At 37.7% G+C, this 24,354-nt stretch carries 24 protein-coding genes; 15 read left to right on the top strand and 9 right to left on the bottom strand.

Annotation, left to right across the window (positions count from 1 at the left end; genetic code table 11):
* Positions 1-206: 206 nt before the first annotated feature.
* From ACUN27_RS27650 to argC, 7 genes are all read left to right on the top strand, one after another.
* On the top strand, positions 207-431 hold the full coding sequence (locus tag ACUN27_RS27650) for a helix-turn-helix domain-containing protein (protein ID WP_445559943.1): 225 nt from the start codon (positions 207-209) through the stop codon (positions 429-431).
* A 65-nt stretch (positions 432-496) separates the two neighbouring features.
* Complete coding sequence (locus tag ACUN27_RS27645; protein ID WP_445559942.1) at positions 497-2,011, top strand: TnsD family Tn7-like transposition protein; 1,515 nt, start codon at positions 497-499, stop codon at positions 2,009-2,011.
* Positions 2,012-2,080: 69 nt separating this feature from the next.
* On the top strand, positions 2,081-2,200 hold the full coding sequence (locus tag ACUN27_RS27640; RefSeq protein ID WP_445559941.1) for a nuclease-related domain-containing protein: 120 nt from the start codon (positions 2,081-2,083) through the stop codon (positions 2,198-2,200).
* A gap of 65 nt (positions 2,201-2,265) precedes the next feature.
* Positions 2,266-3,138 (top strand): hypothetical protein, encoded by an 873-nt coding sequence (locus ACUN27_RS27635; protein ID WP_445559940.1) that lies wholly within the window; start codon positions 2,266-2,268, stop codon positions 3,136-3,138.
* Between the two features lie 573 nt (positions 3,139-3,711).
* Positions 3,712-4,986 carry an AAA family ATPase gene (locus ACUN27_RS27630; RefSeq protein ID WP_445559939.1) on the top strand — a complete coding sequence of 425 codons (1,275 nt, stop codon included), beginning with the start codon at positions 3,712-3,714 and terminating at the stop codon, positions 4,984-4,986.
* On the top strand, positions 4,983-5,693 hold the full coding sequence (locus tag ACUN27_RS27625) for a hypothetical protein (RefSeq protein ID WP_445559938.1): 711 nt from the start codon (positions 4,983-4,985) through the stop codon (positions 5,691-5,693). The genes ACUN27_RS27630 and ACUN27_RS27625 overlap by 4 nt, the downstream gene beginning before the upstream one ends.
* Before the next feature lie 241 nt (positions 5,694-5,934).
* Entirely contained in the window at positions 5,935-6,879 is a 945-nt protein-coding gene (gene argC, locus ACUN27_RS27620; RefSeq protein WP_445559937.1) for an N-acetyl-gamma-glutamyl-phosphate reductase, read from the top strand.
* 459 nt (positions 6,880-7,338) lie between these two features.
* Here argC and ACUN27_RS27615 read toward each other — a convergent pair whose 3' ends face one another.
* The gene (locus ACUN27_RS27615; RefSeq protein WP_445559936.1) at positions 7,339-8,160 is read right to left on the bottom strand and encodes a FlxA-like family protein; all 822 of its coding nucleotides are present in this window, start codon (positions 8,158-8,160) and stop codon (positions 7,339-7,341) included.
* A gap of 214 nt (positions 8,161-8,374) precedes the next feature.
* Here ACUN27_RS27615 and ACUN27_RS27610 point away from each other — a divergent pair, with 214 nt between their 5' ends.
* The gene (locus tag ACUN27_RS27610) at positions 8,375-8,545 is read left to right on the top strand and encodes a hypothetical protein (RefSeq protein WP_445559935.1); all 171 of its coding nucleotides are present in this window, start codon (positions 8,375-8,377) and stop codon (positions 8,543-8,545) included.
* 130 nt (positions 8,546-8,675) lie between these two features.
* Here ACUN27_RS27610 and ACUN27_RS27605 read toward each other — a convergent pair whose 3' ends face one another.
* From ACUN27_RS27605 to ACUN27_RS27570, 8 genes are all read right to left on the bottom strand, one after another.
* Positions 8,676-9,551, bottom strand: a complete 876-nt coding sequence (locus ACUN27_RS27605; protein WP_445559934.1) for a LysR family transcriptional regulator — start codon at positions 9,549-9,551, stop codon at positions 8,676-8,678.
* A 260-nt stretch (positions 9,552-9,811) separates the two neighbouring features.
* Positions 9,812-10,606, bottom strand: a complete 795-nt coding sequence (locus ACUN27_RS27600) for an SDR family NAD(P)-dependent oxidoreductase (RefSeq protein ID WP_445559933.1) — start codon at positions 10,604-10,606, stop codon at positions 9,812-9,814.
* A 98-nt stretch (positions 10,607-10,704) separates the two neighbouring features.
* Positions 10,705-11,364, bottom strand: coding sequence for a type 1 glutamine amidotransferase domain-containing protein (locus ACUN27_RS27595; protein ID WP_445559932.1), 660 nt, complete (start codon positions 11,362-11,364; stop codon positions 10,705-10,707).
* Positions 11,365-11,661: 297 nt separating this feature from the next.
* Complete coding sequence (locus tag ACUN27_RS27590; RefSeq protein ID WP_445559931.1) at positions 11,662-12,456, bottom strand: SDR family NAD(P)-dependent oxidoreductase; 795 nt, start codon at positions 12,454-12,456, stop codon at positions 11,662-11,664.
* A gap of 194 nt (positions 12,457-12,650) precedes the next feature.
* The gene (locus tag ACUN27_RS27585) at positions 12,651-13,598 is read right to left on the bottom strand and encodes an LLM class oxidoreductase (protein ID WP_445559930.1); all 948 of its coding nucleotides are present in this window, start codon (positions 13,596-13,598) and stop codon (positions 12,651-12,653) included.
* Between the two features lie 453 nt (positions 13,599-14,051).
* A complete protein-coding gene (locus ACUN27_RS27580; protein ID WP_445560670.1) occupies positions 14,052-15,110 on the bottom strand; it encodes a GerAB/ArcD/ProY family transporter in 1,059 nt (352 codons plus the stop codon).
* A complete protein-coding gene (locus ACUN27_RS27575; protein WP_445559929.1) occupies positions 15,094-16,344 on the bottom strand; it encodes a Ger(x)C family spore germination protein in 1,251 nt (416 codons plus the stop codon). The genes ACUN27_RS27580 and ACUN27_RS27575 overlap by 17 nt, the downstream gene beginning before the upstream one ends.
* Positions 16,345-16,402: 58 nt before the next feature.
* The gene (locus ACUN27_RS27570) at positions 16,403-17,857 is read right to left on the bottom strand and encodes a spore germination protein (RefSeq protein ID WP_445559928.1); all 1,455 of its coding nucleotides are present in this window, start codon (positions 17,855-17,857) and stop codon (positions 16,403-16,405) included.
* A gap of 554 nt (positions 17,858-18,411) precedes the next feature.
* On the opposite strand from ACUN27_RS27570, the gene ACUN27_RS27565 reads away from it, so the two are divergent.
* The 7 genes from ACUN27_RS27565 to ACUN27_RS27535 all read left to right on the top strand — a co-directional run bounded on the left by ACUN27_RS27565 (position 18,412) and on the right by ACUN27_RS27535 (position 24,339).
* Positions 18,412-18,840, top strand: a complete 429-nt coding sequence (locus tag ACUN27_RS27565; protein ID WP_445559927.1) for a DMT family transporter — start codon at positions 18,412-18,414, stop codon at positions 18,838-18,840.
* Positions 18,841-18,853: 13 nt separating this feature from the next.
* Positions 18,854-19,330, top strand: coding sequence for a DMT family transporter (locus ACUN27_RS27560; RefSeq protein ID WP_445559926.1), 477 nt, complete (start codon positions 18,854-18,856; stop codon positions 19,328-19,330).
* 634 nt (positions 19,331-19,964) lie between these two features.
* Positions 19,965-20,540, top strand: coding sequence for a TetR/AcrR family transcriptional regulator (locus ACUN27_RS27555; protein ID WP_445559925.1), 576 nt, complete (start codon positions 19,965-19,967; stop codon positions 20,538-20,540).
* A gap of 14 nt (positions 20,541-20,554) precedes the next feature.
* Positions 20,555-21,328 (top strand): SDR family NAD(P)-dependent oxidoreductase, encoded by a 774-nt coding sequence (locus ACUN27_RS27550; protein WP_445559924.1) that lies wholly within the window; start codon positions 20,555-20,557, stop codon positions 21,326-21,328.
* A gap of 84 nt (positions 21,329-21,412) precedes the next feature.
* Positions 21,413-22,027, top strand: a complete 615-nt coding sequence (locus ACUN27_RS27545; protein WP_445559923.1) for an isochorismatase family cysteine hydrolase — start codon at positions 21,413-21,415, stop codon at positions 22,025-22,027.
* 85 nt (positions 22,028-22,112) lie between these two features.
* The gene (locus ACUN27_RS27540) at positions 22,113-23,459 is read left to right on the top strand and encodes an MFS transporter (protein ID WP_445559922.1); all 1,347 of its coding nucleotides are present in this window, start codon (positions 22,113-22,115) and stop codon (positions 23,457-23,459) included.
* Between the two features lie 58 nt (positions 23,460-23,517).
* Entirely contained in the window at positions 23,518-24,339 is an 822-nt protein-coding gene (locus ACUN27_RS27535; RefSeq protein ID WP_445559921.1) for an enoyl-CoA hydratase/isomerase family protein, read from the top strand.
* Positions 24,340-24,354: the final 15 nt, after the last annotated feature.

The following is a 24,354-nucleotide window of genomic DNA, read 5'->3' as shown; positions in this document are numbered from 1 at the left end:
ATAAAGTTTGTTAGTGGAAAATAAAGTTTGTTAGTTCTTGTTAACTTTTGCAAACGAGTAGTTTTGGAATGAAATTATTGAAGAAGTGTACAGCTTATCAGAATTTATTTCAGATAAATCAGTTTCTTGATGGTTAGGGTCTTAATAAAGACATTAATTAGTTAAGTTTTTAATCATATATTATAAGTTTTTTTAATAAGTGATGGATGAAGGAGAGCAGGGATATGAGGATAAAGGCTAAAACCGACTCGTTTATGAGGGCTCGAATTATTAAAGGGTACTCTCAGAGAGAGTTGGCAAAACACTCGGGGTTAAGTCATTCCTATATCAGCTTACTGGAAAGATCACTAAAGTCAGTGGGACCTGCAACAGCAAAGAAGTTAAGTGATTTATTGGGAAAGGATTTGGAGGATGTGTTTCGGATTGATTAGTGATTAAGGAATATAGTGTCTAATTTTTTTCACTTTCGCAACTAAATTTATGAAAGGGGAAAATAATGCACGAAATCAATTTTTTTTCGATTTTTCCAGAGGAAGACTACAGAAGTATAATTGCTAGATATAACAAGTATTCATCACACTCTACTCTAAATAAAACGAATAAAGAACTTTTTAATAAAAATTCTGCAAGAATCGGGTTAGTTCCAAATAATTTAAATTGGCTAATTAGTAAAGCAAGGGATAGTTACAAAGAGCAAATAGAAAAGATGCCTTATAATAATACTTTGTTACCACTCATTATTTCGTTTTTAAATAATTCGCAACTTGAGAAATTAAAAAAATATATGTTTAGTGGTTATGCAATAAATCCAGTTGCTACCTTATTAAAAAAATTCATTTCAAATGAGATTAGGTACTGCCCAAAATGTATCTCAGAAGATTACAAAAATATTGGGGAGGCTTACATTCACAGATTACACCAGTTAAATTCAATAAATATTTGTTACATACATTTTGTTCCGCTTGTGTTGTCTATTGATTTCACTAATAGTGATGATAACGGAAAGGAAAAGAATCATTTCTCAATAGAATATATTAATTTTGAAAAGAATTTAATGGAAGATATTGTTTATCTATTGAAGAATCCTGCTAATTCAGAAATAATTTATAATACATTTATTACTGTTTTGGGGTCAAAGGGATATATTTCAAGAAAGGGTGAAATATACAAGAAGGAATTAATTTTAGATTATATGAAAAGTACATCGAGGATTTTTCTTGATAAATTCAACTTAGAATTGCATCTAAGAAAGGATCAGATTTTTATTTTGTTTTCGAAACCACATTTTACAAGAAATATGTTTTTATATATTTTATTAATGAGATATTTATGCTCTTCATCAAAGAATTTCTTGGAAAATAATTATGATTATTTCACAGAAATCCCTTTTGGAATTGGTCCCTGGAAATGCATTAATCCTGTTTGTGAATACCAAAATGAGAACATAATTACTCGAATTTCAAGAGTACCAAGTACACGAATTAAATTGAATAAATTCTATGCTGAATTCCAATGTCCTAAATGTTTCTATACATATATAAAAATAAACGAAAAATCTAATCGCACAGAAACAAGATACGTAGGGCAAAAGTGGATTTCATGTCTTATTAAAATGTATAAGGAAGGCAACTCCGTAAAAAATATAGCGAAAGATCTTAAGACAAGTTCGGTTGTAGTTAATAAATATTTGAAAATTATTAACGATCATATTTTTGGAAATATTGAAATGGAAACGAAAACTTGCGATGAATTAGCATTAATAATTCTTGATATAAAAAATAAGAAAAAGCAAAATTTAAAGTTAAGATATAGAGACTTTTATCGTAAAGAACTGTTGTTATTAATAAACAGTCTATTAGATGAAGAAAAAACAAGAGTTAACGTTCGCAAATTGAATAACAAACTTTATGTTTGGTTAATTGCAAATGACAGGGAATGGTTAGATCAGGTTCTGCCATCAAGACAATACTCACAGAAACCTGTATTTCTTGATCTTGATACCGAAAATTAAGGTTCCTTTTATTAATAATAGAGTTTACTATATTTCAAACAATTTTTTAAGACTGTTTTTCTGTCTGAAATGATTACTGTAGTTGTTCAAAGTAGAGTATTTGTAATTGAAACGAAGAACTCTAGCGGCTGGATTTGGCGTGACGAAAAAGCGGATTATTGGACTCAGGTCATCTATAAACGTAAGTAAAGGAAGTTATTAGAAGCGTAGAATGTTTTCAATTAGTGAGAAGTTGGGGTGCGAAAGTGGAACTAATGAAAACACAAAAAGATTGGCTCGATTACATAAATAGACTTCAGGACAGGGAAAGGCAAAAGATAACATCAGGTGGTCTTAGTAACTGGGTTTTGTTTGTAGCATTAGCTGGTTTAGGATACTGGGTATACCCTGATATTGTCTATATACAAAAACATTGGCTGACAGTATTAATTGGTTTTGTTTTCTTTAATAATTTGTCAATTTCATTATTCGATATTTTTAATAATCATTACAGACAGGATAAGATAAATGGCTATTACGAAGCAATTTCAATAGTTGATATAAAAGGATCCATTCCACTAAAATTCCTTCAAAAAATCAATCTAATTGTAGCGCTATTATCGAACGGGTATTTTGTATATTATTCAATAACAAAAGATCTCTATTGGTTGCTTCCATTTTTCTTGTTATATTTCCTTCGATACTTACCTGAACTTGCCACATTAATTATACCTAAGAGTTTGAAAAAATATAAACAGATTATAGGAAATTCTTTGCTTAGATTAGCAAAGAAACTAAATCCAGAACTTAATACGGAAATAGTTGAAGATAATCGAATAAAATCACAAAAACAGTTCAACTTGAATGCGATTTTTAAAATTGCGATGCCATGTTATTTCATAATCTATGTTTGCTTACACTATGATTTTAATGATCTTCTCTGGAAGCAAATATTTGATGGACTTGCATTGGTAATCATGATGATTCTTCTGCAGTTTCTTTTAATGATTTTTATGAAGCGAATGAAAATAGCGTGGCTTGAAGAACTTGAGAAGAAGATAGTTAACAATAACTTATCACAAGAGGAGATTGTAAAAGAACTTCAAGAAGGGTACTTCAATCTTAGTGGAATTGATAATTATTTCTAACTATAGCTCCAGAAGATGAAGTTGCTGATGGGATCCAAAGAGTACCGTTCACAATGGAGGATAACTTCAGTAAAGATCGAGTTGTGTAATTTAAATTTAGAAGATAAGCAAGATTTAGGATTGGAATAATAACTTACGTAAAAGATTACCGAGAACAGTGATTAAACAAATCAAGGTGCAGAATTGCTCACGGCAAACTGCTCTTTGATTTTATATTTTAAGCGAAAGAATTGCGTTGAAGGAGGTCAGAAAATTTGGAAGAGCAACCACTTTATTCGATGAAGGGGATTCTACGAAAAAGAGGTTAATCGAATGAACACATATGATTTTCCCATTAGTCCGACTGAGTACAAGCAAACTGTCACAATCGGTATTAAAGGAGACCTTATTGGAAGTTAGGATTGGGACTCTATCTTCTCGAAAGATCGGGCAATCAGCACAGTAAGACTTTACGAACAAGCATTGATTAATTATCATATCTGGTATAATTCCAATATTTGTGTTAATTTATAGTTATTTAATTTAATTATTCTATTCTTCTTAAAAAAAATACTACTAATCATTGGAGGGAATATGGAATATTTTATTGAGAAAATAGAAATAAATAAAGTCCGACATCTTAACAATGTCTCAATAAATTTATCTTCTACTAAGCGAAAGCACTTGATCTTAACTGGAAAAAATGGTAGCGGTAAAACATCTGTAATAAATACTATAAGAAATTATTTATCTTCTATACATACTGGAAACTTTGAACACATAGCAAACTGGAAGAACTCTATAAACTTGGTAATCAAAGAAGTTCAATCTTTAGAAAATCTTGATCCATCATCTCGAAGCGATACAGATAACCAAAGAATTATCAGTCTTAAAAACAATCTGAGATCAATTAAGAGTGCTTATGAACCATTTTCATACTTGTCTTTGGAGTTTAACTCGAATAATAGTTCGGATATTACTGAATTTTTCAAGTCCGGAAAATTTATTCTTGCATATTTTGACTCCAAGAGAAATTCCAAGGTAAATATACCAAATGGGATAAGCAAAATATCTAAGCCACAATTTTGGAACATTGAAGATACTTATCCAAGTCAAGTTTTTTTGCAATACATAGTAAATTTACGAGCTCAAAGATCTTTTGCGCGAGATGAAAACGACAATAAGACAGTGTCTGAGATTGATACATGGTTTTTAAATTTCGAAAAAAGCTTAAGAGAAGTTTTCGAAGATGAATCCCTTACTCTTAAGTTTGATTTTCAAAATTTCAATTTTATAATAAATTCTGTTAATAGGGAACCATTTGACTTCAGTAGTTTATCCGATGGATTCTCATCATTTCTAAATATCTTCACAGATTTAATTATCAGAACTCAAACTAATGACTCATTTATTAATAGTTATGATGTCCAAGGTATCGTATTAATTGATGAAATCGAAACACATTTACATGTAAGTTTACAGAAGAAAATTTTATCATTCCTAACAACTTTTTTCCCGAAAATCCAATTTATTTTGACTACACATTCCCCATTTGTAGTAAACTCGATTAATAATGCTGTAGTTTATGATTTGGAGAATAAAGTTATGATGGAAGATGCTTCTGCATACTCATATGATTCTCTAGTAGAAAATTATTTTGAGGTTACTAAATATTCACAAGAAATTTCAAGAAAGATACGTAGATATGAAAGTCTTGTTAATAAAGAAAAAAATAAGCTTACAGATGATCAATTAGATGAGTTAATAGAATTAAGACTTTACCTAGATGACATTCCTGAATTTTTAGCCCCAGAATTAAAAATGATATTTGATAGAATCGAGTGGCAACGTAAAGGTGAAGTTTTATGATATATATTTCAAAATCACAACCAGCACCTGAATCATTGGCTATCGAAAAACTAAAAACAAGTGGAGCATATAACAAGCCCGATGTTCTTTTAAGACTTCAAGCAGATTTTCACAATAAATGTTATATCTGCGAAACTAAAAATCCAACTACAATCAATGTTGAGCATTTTAAATCACATAAAGGAAACATCAATTTGTTGTTTGATTGGAATAATTTATTTTGGGCATGTGGTCATTGTAATAATTTAAAGAATAAATTTTTTGATAATATCTTAAATTGTACAAGTGACAAAGACGAGATAGAGAACAATATCTTGTATGATTACTACCCGTTCCCTAAATGCATACCTGTGATAAAAAGTATAATTGAAGATGAAAAACATTCTTCAACAGTTAGTTTATTAAATGCTGTGTATAGCGGTACTACTAAATTAAAAGAAATAGAAGCCGAAAATATTGCCGAAAATTTATATCAGGAAATACGTAAATTTAGCAATGCTCTCGATAAATACTTTGAAATACCAGAGTCAGATGCCGACCAATTTGATCTTGAAGAAAAAAAAGAGTTGAAAAATTATATTAAACGTCAATTAAAATCCTCATCTGCTTTCTCTGCATTTAAACGTCATATTATAAAACACCATTCCAGTTTATATAGAGAATTCGGTCATCTTCTCCCACAAACAGCGACTGCAAACATTAGTTAAAATAACCTGATATAACTTATATATTCAATAATATTAAGAAGCACCCACTCAGTAATTCATGGGAGCTTCTATTTTTTTGCAATTATTAGCTAGTCACTCCAGTATCTCATTCCCGACGGATGGCAGGGAGGAGTATATTCCAACTGATTAAGCTATCGGCAGAATAACTCAATAAACGTGGTTGAATATATATGCATTATAACGTATATTAATACATAAATAATTGGTAAGAGGTGGAATAATGAAATATACAATATTTGTCGATGGTCAAGAAGGAACAACTGGTTTAAAAATACATGATTACTTATCCAATATTTCTAGCATTGAAGTAATCACAATTGAGTCGGAAAAGCGAAAAGATTACGAGACCCGCAGGGCTTTAATTAACGAAGCAGATGTCGTCTTCCTTTGCCTACCAGATGCTGCTTCAAGAGATTCTGTAGCTATGGTAAATAATAATAAAACCAAAATAATTGATGCAAGTACCGCTTTTAGGACCAACCTGGATTGGACTTATGGATTACCCGAATTACATAGAAGCCAAAGAACTAAAATCCAAAATTCATCTAGAATATCTGTCCCAGGTTGTCATGCGACGGGGTTTATTTTAGCAATACACCCTTTGGTAGCGGAAGAAATAATTCCAAGGGATTACCCTATGACTTGTTATGCGCTTACGGGATATAGTGGCGGAGGTAAGAAACTAATATCTGAGTACCAGAACTCAAATAGTGAACGGCTCTTTGCCCCAAGACATTATGCACTTAACCTTAATCATAAGCATCTTCCAGAAATGCAACTATATTCTGGACTAAACACAGCACCACTTTTTACTCCAATTGTCGGAAACTATTATCAAGGTGATGCAATAAGTATTCCTCTAATTCCTAGAATTTTTAATAAAAAAGTTACTGCAAGTAATATTCAAGAACTGCTTGCTTCATATTATAGAGACGATCGTTTTGTTCGAGTTGCTCCATTCGACTCTGAGGCATATCTAGAAGATGGTTTCTTCAATCTCATGAAATGCAATAATACAAATTATTTAGATATATTTGTTTTTGGTCATAAAGACCAGATATTACTCGTATCGAGATTTGATAATTTAGGTAAAGGCGCTTCAGGGGCAGCTATTCAAAATATGAATATTATGCTTGGATTTGACGAAGAAACAGGATTAGATTAAAAGATGTGATAGAGTGAAGGGCTGCCGCGTGGCAGCTTCACCAAAGTACGGAATGGCTTTTGGCTGCCAAGCAATTGGGAGGAATACGAACATGACTAGATTATCAGCTATGGAGGCTTTAAGAATAGCAAAGGAATTTTACGAACCAACCTCATAAGAACGACAAGGCCTTTATTCATGATAGTGTAGACAGGTCTGTTCAATACTATCCCAGTTTTTGCAGAGTGGACGGCCCCGCCTGGCTTGTGTTGATCGACATAAGCGCCTATGGTTTCGAAGGTGACGATGATATGACGATCGTAATATCCGATAAGACTGCAGAAGTCGTTTATCTACCCTTGTAGGACCGCTTGTTAACCAAGTTTTTATGATTGCAACACAGCTATAAACAAAGAACCGTTCCAGAGCAAGAGGAACGGTTCTTTCATCTTAGTTGGAACATAGCTAGTTCAGAAAATATCAATGCATGTATGTATTTTTGTTGAATTCTTTTTGATCTTCCTCCATATTTGATTTAGCCCCATTAATAACAGCTGGTTTAGAAATGTTGTTATCTTGGTTTAATTTAGGCTGTATATCTTCGTTACTATTTTCAATGACGTTCTTCAAATTACTCACTGCGTTCTGGGATGTATGAATTATTTTACCATCTAACTCAGCTGCTTTACTTTTTAAGCGTTCGGATCTCGCGGGATCGCTTGCCCAATTTAACGCTTCACTTTCAAGTGTCAATTGAGCCATTTTAACGCTTTTGACTTGTTTAACATCGTTGCTTGTAGATATTAATGCCTTCATTGTCTCTGAAGTAAGTTGCATAGCAGAAAAATCTTGAGAGCCTGATGAGTCGCTATTATTAACGGTTTTGTCCATAACGCCATCATCTTCTTTGAAGTTCTTATCAGCTGAACCAGTTGCTTTGCGGAGCTCCTCTTGCTGCAATTGTTTTATTTGTTTATCAATATCTTGGATTTGCTTATCGATCTTTTCAAGTCCTGCTTTCATTTCATCCGGACTAGCTCCTTTTTCTAAGGAATTTGATACATAGTCATTACGTCGATCTAAAATGTTTTGCTTATATTCCATTAATCGTTCAACGATCGGTTTCTTCCCACCATTTTTACTGAACATGTTATGAGCTTGTGGACTAATTGTTATAATGTCCTTTTTTTCATCTCGTTTGTACTTGTCAATTGTTTTAGGATGATCGTTCTTTCCAATGTCAGTTGGAATCACTAGCCTTCCAGGAGTACGTTCGTTTGTATGATTTATTGAAATGTTCATGTTTACTCTCCTTTATTGTTTGTTAATAGAATTCACTAATACTAATATACCTAGTACTAATATACCTAAAAATAGTTGAAAGTTATAAATATAAATCATAAACTCTAGTAATCTATTAATCAATACTATTCCTTATTATGAAAAGAACCCATTCACTAAACATGGGTAGGAAATTTGCAATATGTGTTAACATGGAATATTGTAAAATTGCGGAGTGTTCAACAAGCAAGTTGTCGTGTTCCAGCTAATGAACAACTCAACGCCTGTAAGCATCTTTACTATAGAAGCAGATCCTATTTCTACTGCAAAAGAGTTCACTGCTTTCTTTAATGTCAAAGATGCTGCGCAATTATCGTATACAGTGAAAGTGTTTGCTCTGGATTAGCTTGACAGTGAATTGGCCGCTCCTATTAGGTTGGAGGTTTGAACCTTTTTTAAATTAATAAAAACAGTCGCTACAAGCGGTTTCATAGCTTGGGGCGACTGTTTTCTGTAAGCGTTCAGTTTTCCCCGAATCATAATTTTGGGGTTTTTAATGCTTCTATCATCATTCTTACGTTAGGCATGTTTCGATTCTTTATCTGATAGGCTAGATATATGTCATTCGTTACTTTAAAGGGCTGGCAAATAATTTTTACTTTGTTCGCTTGTAAGGCATTTGATAACATATAAGTTGGCAAAAGACTTATACCAACACCATGTTCGATAGCACTTAAAATAATGTGCAGATCAGGTAGTATATGCTCTGGTTTCATTTGAGGTCGTCTCTGAAAGTTTTCACGCCAAAATCTTCTAATGATAGGTAATTCAAGACCGTAGCTTAGCCATGGTTGTGTTACAAGCCAATCTTCCAATTGATTACGCTCTTCGAACTCAGGCTCATTAAAGTCATAAGGGGATACGACGACAAATTCTTCTTCTACATAATTTAAATATTCCACTCCGGGTGCTGTAAACTTTTGAGAGGTGACGATCATATCAACCTTGTCTTCAGTTAATAAATCAAAAATGTGAGATGCGATTCCGTATGAGGCATATACCCGCATGTGAATATTTCTGAGAGCCGGGGCTATTCTTTCACGAAAAATTTCCGGGGCTGTGCCCATTTTTATGATCGGAAGTGTCGGAGATGTAACTGCTTTGAAGCCTAGCGTCGCTTCCTCTAATGACTCAACGAGAGGTGCCAACAGCGTATACAATTCTTTGCCTCGTTCTGTCGGAATCATTTTCCTAGCGGTTCTTGTAAATAGGGGTTCACCAACCTCAGCTTCCAACGAAGCCAGGTGTTGGCTCATTGCGGGCTGAGTCATTATCCTGGTTTTAGCCGCTTCAGATACAGAACTGTGTTTATATATACCAATGAAACTTCGATACCATTCAAAATTTGCCATGAATTAGATCCCTTCGTTTAATGTTTCTCATGAGTTCTATTATATATTCTCAACATTAGTTTTTCCTTATTATCTCGTCATTCAATCCGATATTCTTAAAAAAACACCTGATCAGATGATCAAGTGTCTGCCGCAGAAGTAAAAGCTTTCAATATCTTTGTTATTACAATGAGCCAGTAAAATTTTATTTTTCTCATTTCCATCGCAATCAAATTCTGTATTGAAAAAACTTCAATTTTGCCTTTTTGCGCAAATTGGAATCACAAGATACTTTGAATAATTCCGCCTTCGGCTCTTTGTGCTGAACCGTTGATAGCGGAGGCTCTATCAGAAGCAAGAAAAACAACTATAGATGCTACTTCCTCAACTGAAGCATATCGCTGAATCAGTGAAGTTGGTTGTTCATATTTAAAATATTCCTTAATAAACGTATCCAAGTCTTTCCCATTTTCTTTCGCGAGGTCTGTGATAAAAGCGCCGAATCCTTCGGTCCACGTCGGTCCAGGAAGAACGGAATTCACCGTCACATTAGTTCCTTTTGTCATTTCCGCCAAGCCTCTGGATAGCGTTATGAGCGATGTTTTGGATACGCCATAAGCTATGAGTTCCGGATAGGGTTTAACTCCGGCCTCACTAGATATATTTATGATTCTCCCAGCATTGCGTTCGAGCATGATCGGCAAGAATGATCTGGATAATCGTACAGCGCTCATGAGATTGGTTTGAAAGTAGTCGAGCCATTCATCGTCCATCACATCGACAAATGGCTTTACTTTAAATACGCCAGTATTGTTAATCAAGACATCTAATGCACCAATTTCGTTTACCTTGTTAATGAGTTCGTCGCATTCCGTTTTAACGGCAACATTCGCTCTAACTCCATAAACGGTTCCTAAGGATGAAAGCTCCTTCACCATAGCGTTTACATTTTCATCAGAGCGTCCGTTAATAATAACTTTAGCGCCTTCTTTCAAAAAACTGATTGCAATTGCTTTTCCGATTCCGGAGGTAGAACCTGTAATAAGGACTAATTTATTATTTAAGTTTAATTCCATAATAAACATCTCGCTTTCACAATTAGTTATTTCAGAAGAAATTAAGCAACTATGTTCTGCCCAGTGGTGCGAAACATAGTTGCTTAGAACATAAACTTTTATTTTAATTTGGCAATGATTCCGCGAGCAACACTAAGCGTTGATTGCGGGTTCTGGCCTGTAATTAAATTACCGTCGACTTCAATGTGATCGCTCCAATCTGCAGCATTAATAAAGGCAGCTTTTGCTTGACGAAGCTTGGACTCAAGAAGAAAAGGCATAAATGAATCCATACCCGCGGCTTTTTCTTCGGAATCCGTGAAGCCTGTAATGCGTTTGCCTTCCACTAAATATTTTCCATTTGCTAATTTGGCATTAACCAAACCAGCAGGTCCATGGCATACTGCGGACACGATTTTCCCAGCTTCATAGAAATCTATAAGCAAGGATTGAAGCTTAGCATTGTCTGGCAAATCAAACATCGTGCCATGGCCGCCAGGCAAGAAAATAGCATCATAATCTGAGGCACTGATTTCATCGAGTTTAATTGTATTTTCAAGGTATATTTGCGTATCAAGCAAATCTTGATGCACGCCACCACTCAAACTATTTGCATCGATAGGTGTTTTACCGCCTAAAGGACTTACAATTGTGATGTTGAATCCTTGCTTAGAAAATTCAATATACGATTCGGCAAATTCCGAGAGCCAAAGACCTGTTTTCTTTTCGTTATTGACTTGACTAGCAGAAGTTACTACTATTAATATATTTTTGCTCACTTTGTTTCTCTCCTTATTATCCTATTTGTACTTGCAATAAGATTGTAACTCTAGATGATCTATAAATCCAATTAGATTAATATGTGTTTTGAATAAATATATTTATATTAATTGAAATAAAAAATGCCACGAACAATCGTGGCACCTTAAGATTGCAATACACATAGCCATTTTCATCAACACAAAAATACTTATTCGCTCTATTTTAATTAGACATCAGTGTGTTGAAAGTAAGTACTGGTGCCACATCAAGATTGATAATTTTGAAGGAGAGCAGAAAGTAAATCTTTGAATTACTTAGAAAATGCTCCGGACTAGTCCTCCGTCGACTCGTAATGCAGTACCGTTAATAGCTGAGGAAAGAGGACTGCTCAAGAATGTGACGAAATTGGCGACTTCATCCGGACGAATGAGTCTTTGTATTATGGAGGTTGGCCGGCTTTCAGCCATAAATCGTTTTTCAGCTTCTTCAATTGTAAGTGATTCATTAGGATAAAGGTTGTTCAACCAGCTTTCAGCGCCCTCTGTTAAAGTGGACCCAGGCATAACCGTATTAACGGTCACCTTCGTTCCAGTCGTCAGCTCAGCCAAGCTACGAGATATGGATAGTTGCATTGTTTTAGTTGCACTATAATGAGCCATTTCATTAGGTGGTGAAATGGCTGCCTCACTAGCAATAAAGATGATTCGTCCATCCTTTTTTTTAATCATTTGGTTCAGGTAGTGTCGAGAAAGTCGTACACCGCTCATAACATTTACTTCAAAAAATTTAAACCAATCCTTATCGGGGGTATCAAAATAGTTAGCAGATTCAAAAATCCCCAGGTTGTTAATTAGAATATCAACGCTTTCAAATTTCTCAATTACTTGTTGGCATCCTTGCTCTGTCCCTAAGTCGGCTACTGCAGAGTCTAGTTTCGCATCAGGGCAATGTTTTTGAATTTCTTGGATCGTTTGAGATACTTTTTCTTCATGACGTCCGTTGATAAGTACTTGGACACCTTCAGCTGCTAAAGATGTAGCAATTGCTTTTCCGATTCCAGCAGTAGAACCTGTTACCAATGCTGTTTTTCCTTGTAAATAGAGTTTCATTATTCTTCCTCCTAAGTATTTATTTTGATATACCTGATTATTACATCCCTGCATGATTATCACGTAAAAATGTAAGGAATATTAACAGTAGGGTACTCTTTAAAGAGTTGTGGACCTCTGCCCTATGGATCTATGAGCAAATTTCGACATATATTAATATCATTGAGGGTGTGCATGATTACGGTTTGAATTTATTAATTCACTGGAAAGTGCGGTAACACGTATTCTCCAAGTTCTTGTATAACCTCATTTGCTGGGCGAAGTCCATCAAAAAGAGCGAAGAAGAGATGATTAACACCAATATTTTGATATATTTTTAGTAATTCCACTAATTTATTGCGCCCAATTCGGAAGCCTAGACGAATCGAAGTTGCATTCTCGTTAGGATCTTCTGCTAAATCAAGATGCATAGGCATTGAAAATGGCCGGAATTCTGTATGATTTTGCCGGGCAGCAGATTCTCGCCATGCTTTTATAACTTCCAACTGTCTCATTGGTGGTTGCGGGTAGTACATCCATCCGTCACCATTCAATCCAAGCCAATCTAGATCTTGCTGAGAAAATCCTGTTATCATTGTGGGAATTCTCTGTTTCAGTTTTGGAACGAGTGTTGCTTGTTCAATATGACCATACTTGGAATCAATTGTTGGATAATGTTCGTATAGTGCCTTCTCGAGGTATGCTAGGGCTTGCCGGAACTGTGTGCCACGACTAGGATGATCAACCCCAAGTCCTTTGAAGTCAGCTCGTCTGTCTCCCGAGGAGATACCCATAATAAACCTTTCTGGAAAGAGGGCTTCAATAGTAGCTGCTTCTTTCGCCAGCCTAAGCGGATGGCGAAGTGGAAGTACTAGTGCAGAAGTTCCAATAGTGATTTTTTTTGTCCGACTAAGCAATAATGTACCAAAAATTAGAATATCGTAAATTTGACCAACAGCAGGGTCCCCGAAGTTGGGATCTTCCAATATGACGTCTCTAAGCCAAAGTGTGGTAAATCCATAAGTTTCAGCGATTTGAGCCAGTTCAACTTGATTAGCCATATTTGGTTTGTTCATTTGATAGTTTTCTAATGGAATGTGTAGACCAAGCGTTAGTTGGCCTTCTTTGTACATGCTTTGATAGCCTTTATGATGCTCAAACATTTGTTATTCCCCCTTACATCATTTTTTTGTTCAAGTTTCGTAGAATAGTTGATGCGCATTGAGCAAATGATTGACTAACAACCTCCTGATATTTAGTTAGCATGTATTCTAGTGATCTGTATCTTTGATTCATGAGTGTTATTATATATCCGATAAGTTCTTTGTGATAAGTACGCACTTAAAAGATATATAGGTACTTTGAAGGAATATAGGAACATAAAAGTACCTATTGATAAAATATCTAATAGCTAAGGATTGTTCCAAGTTTATTATTGGCTGATAGCCAGAGAAGGAGCAAATGTTCAATAGAGATATGCTTCGAAGGAGTGTTTAAGTTAGTCTGAGGAAATTATTTACAGTTGATCCAGCACATTTGTGATTAGTGTTTAGATGAATTTGATTTAATTAATATAGCTCTAGCGTAGCAAAGTATATTATGTCTATTTTCCTGATTTATAGACGAGCCCTTTTACGGATGAAGGCAACCGTAAACAATAGGAGGGGAATTCCGATAAACTCGGTCGGCAACAAGTACTGGATACCGAACTGAATCTGAATATGGGAAGCGTACAACCCATCCTGTGGAAACAACCATGCAAGAATAAAAATGACCGGAGCTACGATCCAGATAGTATGTTTCCAGCGTTTTATTCCCGAAAGTTGGGAAATACCGTAGCTTGCAGCGAATAAATAGACGCTCAATTTTATAAATACGCTGAAGAACCAAATAACTGTAGAGAAAATTTCAACATTTTGTATGAATTCCATTACTGAGACGTATCTCATCATTTCAAAAGTCGGAAACAAAATTTTGGCAGAAAGCTCAGGACCGAAGATTGATAGGGCCGTCAAAGTCAGGATACTTGAGATGAAGGATCCGACTGCAACACCCCATACAGCACTGTTAGTACCTTGACGGGAATTCTCCATAAACTTGGTTACAATCAACAGAAACACAGTATCCCCTAGCACTGAAACAGGTGCGAGGCTACCTTGAAAAATCGACTGGAATCCGGAATCCGTGAAAACAGGAAGAATTTGCTCCCATTCATAATTGTTAAAGCTTAGGCACATAATCACAATAATAATTGCTAATATAATAGGTCCGACTAGCTGGCTGCAGCGTGCAATAGCTTCGATCCCTCCTAACCCGACCAAACTTATCACGATCAGAATCATCATTAGCATAAGTACACTTATTGGAGTTCGGTCAAACATTATCATTTGAATGAAATTCGCAAATTGTCTAAGAAGTGTGCCCGAGATGAAGATCCACGCTGCTAAAAAGGGAATTACCACCAATTTTCCAAGCCACCCGCCAAGAATTTTTCGACTGAATTCAACAAAAGTCAATTCGGGATAACGACGAGACAAAGCTCCAATTAAGAAAGTAATTCCACAGGCAAAAACACCCCCTAAAAGAAAAGACATCCAAGCATCTTGCTTTGCCATTTGAATGGCAATTGACTGGCTCGATAGCAAGGTCATCGCCATCTCAATGGAAAAAGTCATCCAGAACACTTGGCTGGAAGAAATTTTGGTCGTAGTCATGAGATTTTTTCTCCTCCTGCCAATGCAAACCAGGCCCTGTTAACCCGATTTGGGTTATTGAGAAATTCGCTTTTACGTCAAGTTCTGCCTTAGTAAAATGGTAATTCCAATTCTCCATTATTTCTTTCCAATATTGTGGGTTGCTTCTGTGCAATACCTCACCGAATCCAAAAATATCTTCGCCGTACTTTTTTTGCATTTTAACGATTACCTGTTTCGCAGCTTTGGCTGCTTCCTTTTCCAGAGCTAGTTTGACCAGCTTGACATTATCAGGATGGCGAAGATCTAGCCTGCTTTGGTTCTCACGAATGACTCCCTTCCCGTATAGCTGAATATGCATGACAACTTTGTCACCTTTTACTTCCGACTGTATTTTGCGTCCATTTTGCGAAAGGTGAAGGCTGACACTATCTTGAGAGTTCGGTACGAGTGCTGAAACGGTTGTACGGGCTAACATACCTGTTAACCAATTAACATATATTGCTTCCTCTGGCTGGATAAACCCTTTCAATTTCAATTCATCATCAAAAATGCCTAAGCCGTTGATCTGAAATGCTTGTTTGTTCATTGCATTCTGGTTCTCGTATTCATTTTGGTCTAAAGAAATTACAGGTAATACAGGGCTGATGCCATGATTGCTAGCTGCTCTTAGAAATCTCATGAATGTCAATTGATTCATACCACTTGTATGCTCTAATTCCTTTAATGCGCCAATAGCAGGAATCTTCTCAAGAGGATATGCCGTTTCGAGCAACTCCCTTGCGGTGGTACCTTTTACAACGAAGATATCAGTGCGCAACCTGACTTCGGGGTTTCGAGAATGCTCATCTAACATATTGACGATGCCATCCTTCGCGAATTCCTCACCGAGAACAATTACCCTACGATGACTGGGAAACACTCGACGAGAAAGTTTTCCCTGCATATTCACTGCAGCTTGACTCACATTCTGGCCTCTTCCAGAAACGACCATATAGCCGTTATTACCTGAGGAAGAACCGTTTCCTGACCCACCGCCGGCTCCACCTTGTTGACTTGGAACTAGAATTTGGCCGCTCAGTACGATATCTCCATTCGCATCCCGATCAACCCCGGAGCAGATCCAGATGGCTCGATCGTTTAGTTCTTCTTGATCCCAGCATGAGACTGTGAACAGTTGAAACAAGGCTAAGACTATGCCGAATTTTCGATACATAAACCGTCACCTTTTCTTTGAAAAACGTAGGTTGCTGATTATAAGGGGGCGTTTGTTATCACTTCTCGGTGCGTTTTTTCGATTGACGCAGCAAGCTTCGCCTAGGAGCTCGAAAGATGATATCTTGAGTAAACCCTGTTGTTTCGGAGGATACAGGAGTGAGGTAGGGGATGCCGAATGAATTCAAACATGATAAATGAATAAGGATCGCGGTAAACCCAACCAGAATGCCGTAAATACCAATAAATCCTGCTAGCAATAGCATCGGAAAACGAAGAATCCGAAGTGCAGTGCCAAGATTGTAGCGAGGTATGCCAAAGGATGCGATTCCCGTCGTGGCAACGACAATTACCATGGGAGCGGAAATGATGCCCGCTGCAACAGCTGATTGTCCAATAACTAAAGCACCAACGATACTGACAGCTGATCCAATTGCCTTCGGCAGCCGAACACCGGCTTCACGAAGGGCTTCAAACATAAATTCCATTAGAATCGCTTCAACGACTGCAGGAAAAGGGACTCCTTCTCTCGCCGCTGCTATGCTTATTAGAAGAACCGTAGGAATGATTTGAGGATGAAATGTCGTCAAAGCGACGTAAATTGACGGAAGTAGAAGGGCAATCAGGAACATGCAGTACCTGACCCATCGTACAAGCGTCGTGTAAATCGCTCTCTCGTAGTAATCTTCAGATGCTTGAAGACCAGACCAGAATGTCATAGGAACGATGAGAACAAAAGGTGTATTCGCTGTTACAATCGCAACTTTACCTTCCAATAACGCCCCGCATACCACATCAGGACGCTCAGTGTTTTGAATCTGGGGAAAGGGAGAATACGGAGTATCTTCGATCATTTCCTCAATATATCCCGATTCTAAGACTCCATTGATTTTGATTTGACTGATGCGCCGTATGACTTCTTCAACAATAGAGGGTTTAGCAACCCCTTGTAAATATAAAATTTCTACTTTTGTTCCTGTTTGCTCTCCGACTTGGAACGCTTTGTTAACCAAATGTGGAGTGCTGAGCCTCCTACGAATCAAACTGGTGTTTACTCTCAAAGATTCAGTAAAGCCGTCACGAGGACCTCGGACGACAGATTCCGTGGAAGGTTCTTCGACATTACGTTCTTGGTAATGCTGGAAGTCCGCTAGCAGTACCTCGGATTCTCCTGCTGCAAAGAGGGCCACGTTCCCCGTTAGAACTCCCTCAACGATTGCCTCAGAATTAACTGCACTGGACACTCTCAACACTGGAAGCAGAAGTCTGTGGACTTTCTGAGTAAAGGGAGGGATGTCTTCACAAACAGGAAACCCTTGATATATTAAAGGCTTTAAAATTATTTGTTCAACCAATTTAGTATCGCATAAACCTTCTACATAAACGAGCAACAGCTTTTGACCGCCTATTTGGAACTTTGAAAACACCAAGTCGGATGAATCATGAAGAAGTTCCCGTAGAATAGCCTCGTTCTCTGCAAGATCTGATGTAAAAACCTTCTGAGCGGATCTCATGAAACAACCCTCCAGTTCAAATATTAATATGAGCCTTGGAGGGGGATATTATGCAAATAATGTTAAAATATTTGACTAATGTTAGAGTTTCCAGTAGTCCTACTTCACGACAAAGTTATGGCATTAGACTGGGAAAAATAAAGCATTGGATTCCCCAATTTGGGGCATGGTAAATTCTTGAAGTACATCCTTGATGAACCCTCACGTTCAGATCATTCTTAGGGAATTGTAAATTAGCGATTACTACGTTTTACAACCGCTTTTTATAAAGAAAATGATATATCACTAAACTTATCCGACTAAATTATAAATATATTTATTCTTGTAGAACGAAAACCTAATTTGTTTTATGAAATTAGTGGGAGTAATATAGTGCATGTAATAAAGGTAGGCAGTGAGAGGGGTATTAGATTGGTGATGTTTTGAAGAAATCATAGCTTGAAATCCATAAGAAAGGATTGAAAATGGCAGTAACAAGTCACTTAGATTAATAAACCACAGTTGCTAAGGTAATCAAAAATAGTTTGAAAATTTATTAATATGAGGTGATAAGCATGAAGTTTTGGATCTACATTATAGCTCTATTAGCTGGTGTTTCATTAAGTGTGGAAGGTGCTATCTATGGGGAATTAGGTAAATCTATCGGAAAAATGGAGAGTAGCTTCTATAATTTTTTTGTTGGGTCAATCATTATTGCAATAGTGTTGCTGTTTTTCGGAAAGGGATCATTAAGTTATACATTTAAAGCTCCGAAATGGCAGTTGACAGGTGGGCTTTTGGGGATTACTTACTTAACGATTCTGATAATTAGTATACCAATTGTTGGCGTTGGGCTGTCGATGGTTAGCATTATCGTTGGACAAATGGCAATGAGCATCATTATAGAATATAAGGGATGGTTAGGAAGCAAGGCAACTATGATACAAAAAGAAAAAGTAATCGCAGTGCTATTAATGGCTGTTTCTTTGCTATTAATTTTTTAAGGGGGGTATATCAATGGCAATTATGATATTACTTGCCTCTATTATTGGAGGCGTTCTGTTAAGTGCCCAATCATCTATTAATGGGGCATTTAGTAAAAAAGCAGGTACATTTGAAAGTACCTTCCTAACATTCATTACAGGTGCAATGATACTTGCCATAGCTATTTTATTTTTTGGAAAAGGAGATCTATTAGCAGTTTTAGGTGCTCCGAAGTGGCAATTAAGTGCAGTTTGGTTTGGAGTTGGATACTTATTTTTAACAATTTTGGCAGTTCCCAAAATTGGTGTTATCGCAACGAATATTACAACTGTTATTGGTCAGCTGGCAACTGGAATGTTGATTGATCATTTTGGGTGGTTTGGCGGTTTGCAAATAACATTTGATTGGAAAAGGGGATTGGCAATTATACTTATGTTGGTAGCACTTTGGTTAGTTTATGTTGCCAATACTAAGGGTGAAAAAAAAGAACTTCGAGCTAATCAATCATGAACAATCTTTTAAAACTTTTAATAGTGAGAGACAAAGTTGTGCAGTCTTTTTCTTTTATTTGTTGTTTAATTTACACGACGCTATCAGTGAGATTATTTCTGTTGGTGGACTACGTTTGACTAAAGTTAGATGTGAGTTGATAAATCAAGTTTTGAAGTGAAAAAGCGTTCACTCTATTGGGTGTACGCTTTTTTTTATTTCCTTATTTGGAGGAGGTCTTTAGTTTTACTTAGTTGGATTACGGCAGATCTAGAGAAATATATACAGATTATAAGGTGTTACGAAAGGCTCTTATAGAATTAAAAAGTGTTTCCGAGGTAAATCAAAAAAAATGACACTTTGAACGATAGGGATATGAGGAAAAAACTTTCTAAATCTATAGCTACATCATGATGAGGATTCCAGCAAGGCAGCCTCATTAAAGTTAACGGGTAGATTTGCATAGAAAGTTCTTTCTTCCTAGAAACTAATGGGTGTAATCCCGCTATATCCTATACCTAGATCTTCCAATGTTTCTGACAGTATTTAAGGACAAGAATGGTGAAAAAAGAGATTTCAAGAACGATCGTTCAAATATATCTTGACCGATCGTTCTTGAAATAGTATTGTTACTTTGAAAGGAGGGATACATGCGATGGCCAGGACAAAAGAATTCAATGAAGACGCCGTGTTGCTCAAATCTATACAGTTATTTTGGGAACAAGGCTACGAAAAGACAACCATGCAGGATCTTGTCTCCCATATGGAGATTCATAAAGGGAGCTTATATGATACCTTCGGAGATAAACATTCCCTATATATCAGAGCATTGAAGCGTTATAGCGATATGTTCGAACAATCGATAAAGCGTCGTATGGCCGATACCTGTTCGGCCAAGGAGGCCATTCGATTGTTGTTTGAGATAGCCATACACCAGCGGGAAGATATTCCTCAAGGCTGCTTCATCGTGAATACTGCGGTAGAGCTATCCAGACATGATGCTGAGGCCAGAGAGTGTGTCCGTCAGGACTGGGCGCGTCTAGAGGGGATAATCCGCGATTTGATAGTGGATGGAAAAAATGCTGGGGAGTTTGTTGAAACGCTTGACGTTGATCACCTTGCATGTTTTTTGAATAATGCTTTAATTGGCCTTCGAGTAATGGTTAAAACCATTAATGACAGAGAAAAATTAAATCACATAGTTGAAATGAATATGTCACTACTGAAGTGAGAGGATGAGTAATAATGAGTAGACTTGATGGAAAAGTAGCTTTAATTACAGGCGGAAATAGCGGAATAGGTTTGGCAAGCGCGAAATTGTTTGTTGCGGAAGGTGCAAAAGTCGTCATAACAGGTCGAAATCTAACCACATTAAACGCTGCGGCTTCAGAGCTTGGCGAAAGCGCAATTGCGATTCAAGCGGATTCTGCGGACCCAGAAAGCATGGAGCATGCAGTGTCCACTACGGTAAAGACATTAGGCAGACTTGACATTGTGTTTGCTAATGCCGGGATTGCATCATCTACGCCTTTAGGAAGTACGACGCTGTCTGTATTTGAAGATGTGCTCAAGGTAAACGTAACCGGAGTATTTTTCACGATACAAGCTGCCCTGCCCTACCTAAAAGAAGGAGCTTCAGTCATCCTCACAGGCTCAACGCGTGCAACAGATGGGTATCCTGAAAGATCGGCCTATGCGGCGAGCAAAGGTGCAGTCAGCAGTATGGCTAGAGTTCTCGTCTCCGAGCTATCGCCGCTAGGCATCCGAGTAAACACAGTGGTTCCAGGAGCAACCCATTCTCCTATTTGGAAAAAGTCAACAACCGAGGAATTAGAGAAACTCGAGGCTTACCACGCGAGTTACATTCCTCTTAAACGAATGGGTAATCCGGAGGAAGTAGCCCAAGCAGCATTATTTCTGGCTTCGGATCATTCGTCATATATACAAGGGGCAGAAATCGTCATTGACGGAGGATCATCAGCGGCCCCGCTGGGAGCGCCGATATACCATCAACGATAAAAATTGGTGAGGGTGTATACCTACTTTTAGGGAAAGCTTTTCAGAATAAATACTATTAATAACTACAAAAAGGAGTGCATGCCCATGTCAAACTTGTACGATAAAACAACGACAGGACTTCTATTGGTCGATCCTTATAACGATTTTTTATCAGAGGATGGCAAACTTTATCCTCGAACGAAAGAAGTATCGGAATCTGTAAACACGATCAAACATTTAAAAGAGACCGTTCAAGGTGCTCGTAAAGCTGGTATTCGTGTTTTTTATGTGCCTCATCACAGATCCGAGCTAAATGATTACGATTCTTGGCTGCATCCAACGCCTTATCAACTTAAAGCAAAACAAGGTCAGGTGTTTGCCAAAGATTCATGGGGGGGAGAATTCCATCCAGACTTCCAGCCTCAACAAGGTGATGTGATTATTAAAGAGCATTGGGCAAGCAGCGGATTCGCTAACACGGATCTAGATCATCAGCTTAAAATGCATGGCCTGCAAAAAATTATCATTATCGGAATGTTAGCCAATACATGCATCGAAGCAACCGCGAGATTCGGCATGGAGCTCGGCTATCATGTAACTCTTATCAAAGATGCGACATCAGCTTTTACAAAAGAGGCGATGCATGCGGCGCATGAAATTAACGGCCCTACTTTTGCGCATGCCATACTCACAACTGAACAACTTCTTTCCAAACTGTAAAAGAGAATAAAAACTAGCGTTTACAAGGGTAAACGAACAATGATCACAAATCCAATGTACAGGTAAGATAAGGACGGTTCTCAACATGAATGACAAAGTTGTAATGCCGATTTGGACCTTTGGACTGTTCATCGTGCTAATGAACACTACGATGTTTAATGTCTCTATTCCGAGTATTATTCAGGATATTGGTGTTTCAGCGTCCCTCGCTTCATGGATTATTTCAAGTTACTCGATAGGCTATGCCTTATCGACCGTGATTTTCAGTAGGCTCTCCGACGTATTGCCGATTCGAAGACTGCTGACTATTGGACTAGCAATATTGGGTCTAGCATCGATTTTCGGCATTTTTGCTTCGAATTTTCAATCGCTATTGTTCGCTCGAGTCGCGCAGTCTGCAGGCGCAGGTGTGACGGCAGGGCTCGGTCTTGTTATCGCCAGTCGGTATATTCCTTATGAAAGACGAGGCAGAGCAATATCAATGATTTCGGCGGGAGCTGCCATGGCATTCGGACTGGGGCCGATCGTTGGAGGGGTGATCACCGAATATATTGGCTGGAACGGGTTGTTCGGCGTCACGAGTCTTGTGTTTGTGATTCTTCCGGTTCTACTGCGATTGCTTCCCAAAGAGCAGCCAAAACCATTCCGTTTTGATATACTAGGCGCCGTCCTGACTATTTTCAACGCTGTGGCGATTCTGACGGCCGTCACGCAGCGATCATTCATATTGATGACAGTCGGAATTATATCAATAGCTGCCCATATTTGGCATCTCAAGCGAAAGAAAGAATCTTTCATCAATCCTAAACTATTTGCAAAACCGATGTATAGGGGACTGCTCCCTGTCGGCTTCTGTATCTTGGTGCTGAATCTCGGAAATTTGTTTATCATGCCGTTGACGCTTGCTAATCTCTACGGAGACTCGCCGCTGATCATCGGCCTTATGATTGCACCTGGAGCTATTTTATCTGCTTTCCTGACACGCTTTATTGGGCGCTGGATTGACAGGTATGGTAATATACGCGTTCTAATTCTAGGGCATGTCACATTAGCCTTGATTTTGTTTGTTTTTTGGGCGATTCTCGACTCATCGCCTGCCGTAATCTTGTTCGGGTACTTATTCTTCTCGCCTGCGGCCTCTGCATCGTTAGCTTCATTAAATAATGAAACATCTCGTATTTTGCCATCCAACTTGATTGGTTCCGGCATGGGCTTCATGCAACTCATTCAGTTTTTCGGTGGATCGCTTTCCGTTGCGATTTGCGGTATGTTGCTCGAATATCAAAAGAAACATTCACTTGTCCATGCCTATGAATTTGTGTATGCCGTCTTGATAGCAGTAAGTGTTTGTTCGTTATGCTTACTGCTTCGATATCTGCTGTCGAGTCGCCGAGTCCATTCTTTACCTGACAATGAGGCAAGATGTGCCTAAAAAGAGGAATAGAAATTGAAAATAAATAAAATATAAATAGAAAAATGGAGAAGTGAATATGCACACGTACAACCAATTTACAGTTAATCGAAAAACACTAGCTTTTTGGCGAATTACTTTTCATAATCCACCTATAAATCTCCTCGATCCTGACACAATCTTTGAATTGTTAACTCTCATGGATCAAATCGAGACAGACCCAGATTTGAAGGTCGTTGTTTTCGATAGCGCCGATCCTGAATATTTCATTGCGCACTACGATATGGCGCGGGCAGGTGAAAAGCAACAAACACCAAAGGAGATCGAGCTTCCAGCTTGGATTGATTTCGCTGCGCGACTTTACAGAACCTCGGTTGTTACCATTGCTGAAATTAGAGGACGGGCAAGAGGAGTCGGTAGTGAGTTTGCCTTGGCTTGCGATATGCGGTTCGCAAGTGAGGAGAAGGCAATCTTTGGACAGCCTGAGGTTGGTGTTGGCGTCGTACCCGGGGGAGGTGCCAACGAGGCTTTGGCTCGGTTGGCGGGACGTGCTCGAGCAATTGAAATTGTTCTTGGCGCTGACGACTTCGATGCCGCAACAGCAGAACGTTATGGATGGATTAACAGAGCTATTCCAGATGAAGATTTATTTTGTTTTGTAGAAAACTTGGCTCGCAGAATTTCTTCATTTGATAAACAGACGCTACATGAAGCGAAGAAACTTCTTAATCGGACCGGAGTTCCTGAAGCCACGGAAATGCTGGAATCTCGAACAGCCTTTATCACTGGAGCGATGTCAGCAAACACGCAGAAAAAAGTGTCGACTGCCTTTACACGTGGTCTTGGCAAACCAGGTGATTTTGAACTTCATTTAGGTCACCATGTGGGGAATTTGGAATAATAGTCATAGTATGCC

The organism is Paenibacillus sp. WC2504 (assembly GCF_052682475.1).
Note: the sequence above shows the minus strand (reverse complement) of the source record. Positions and strands in the feature narration are given on the sequence as shown.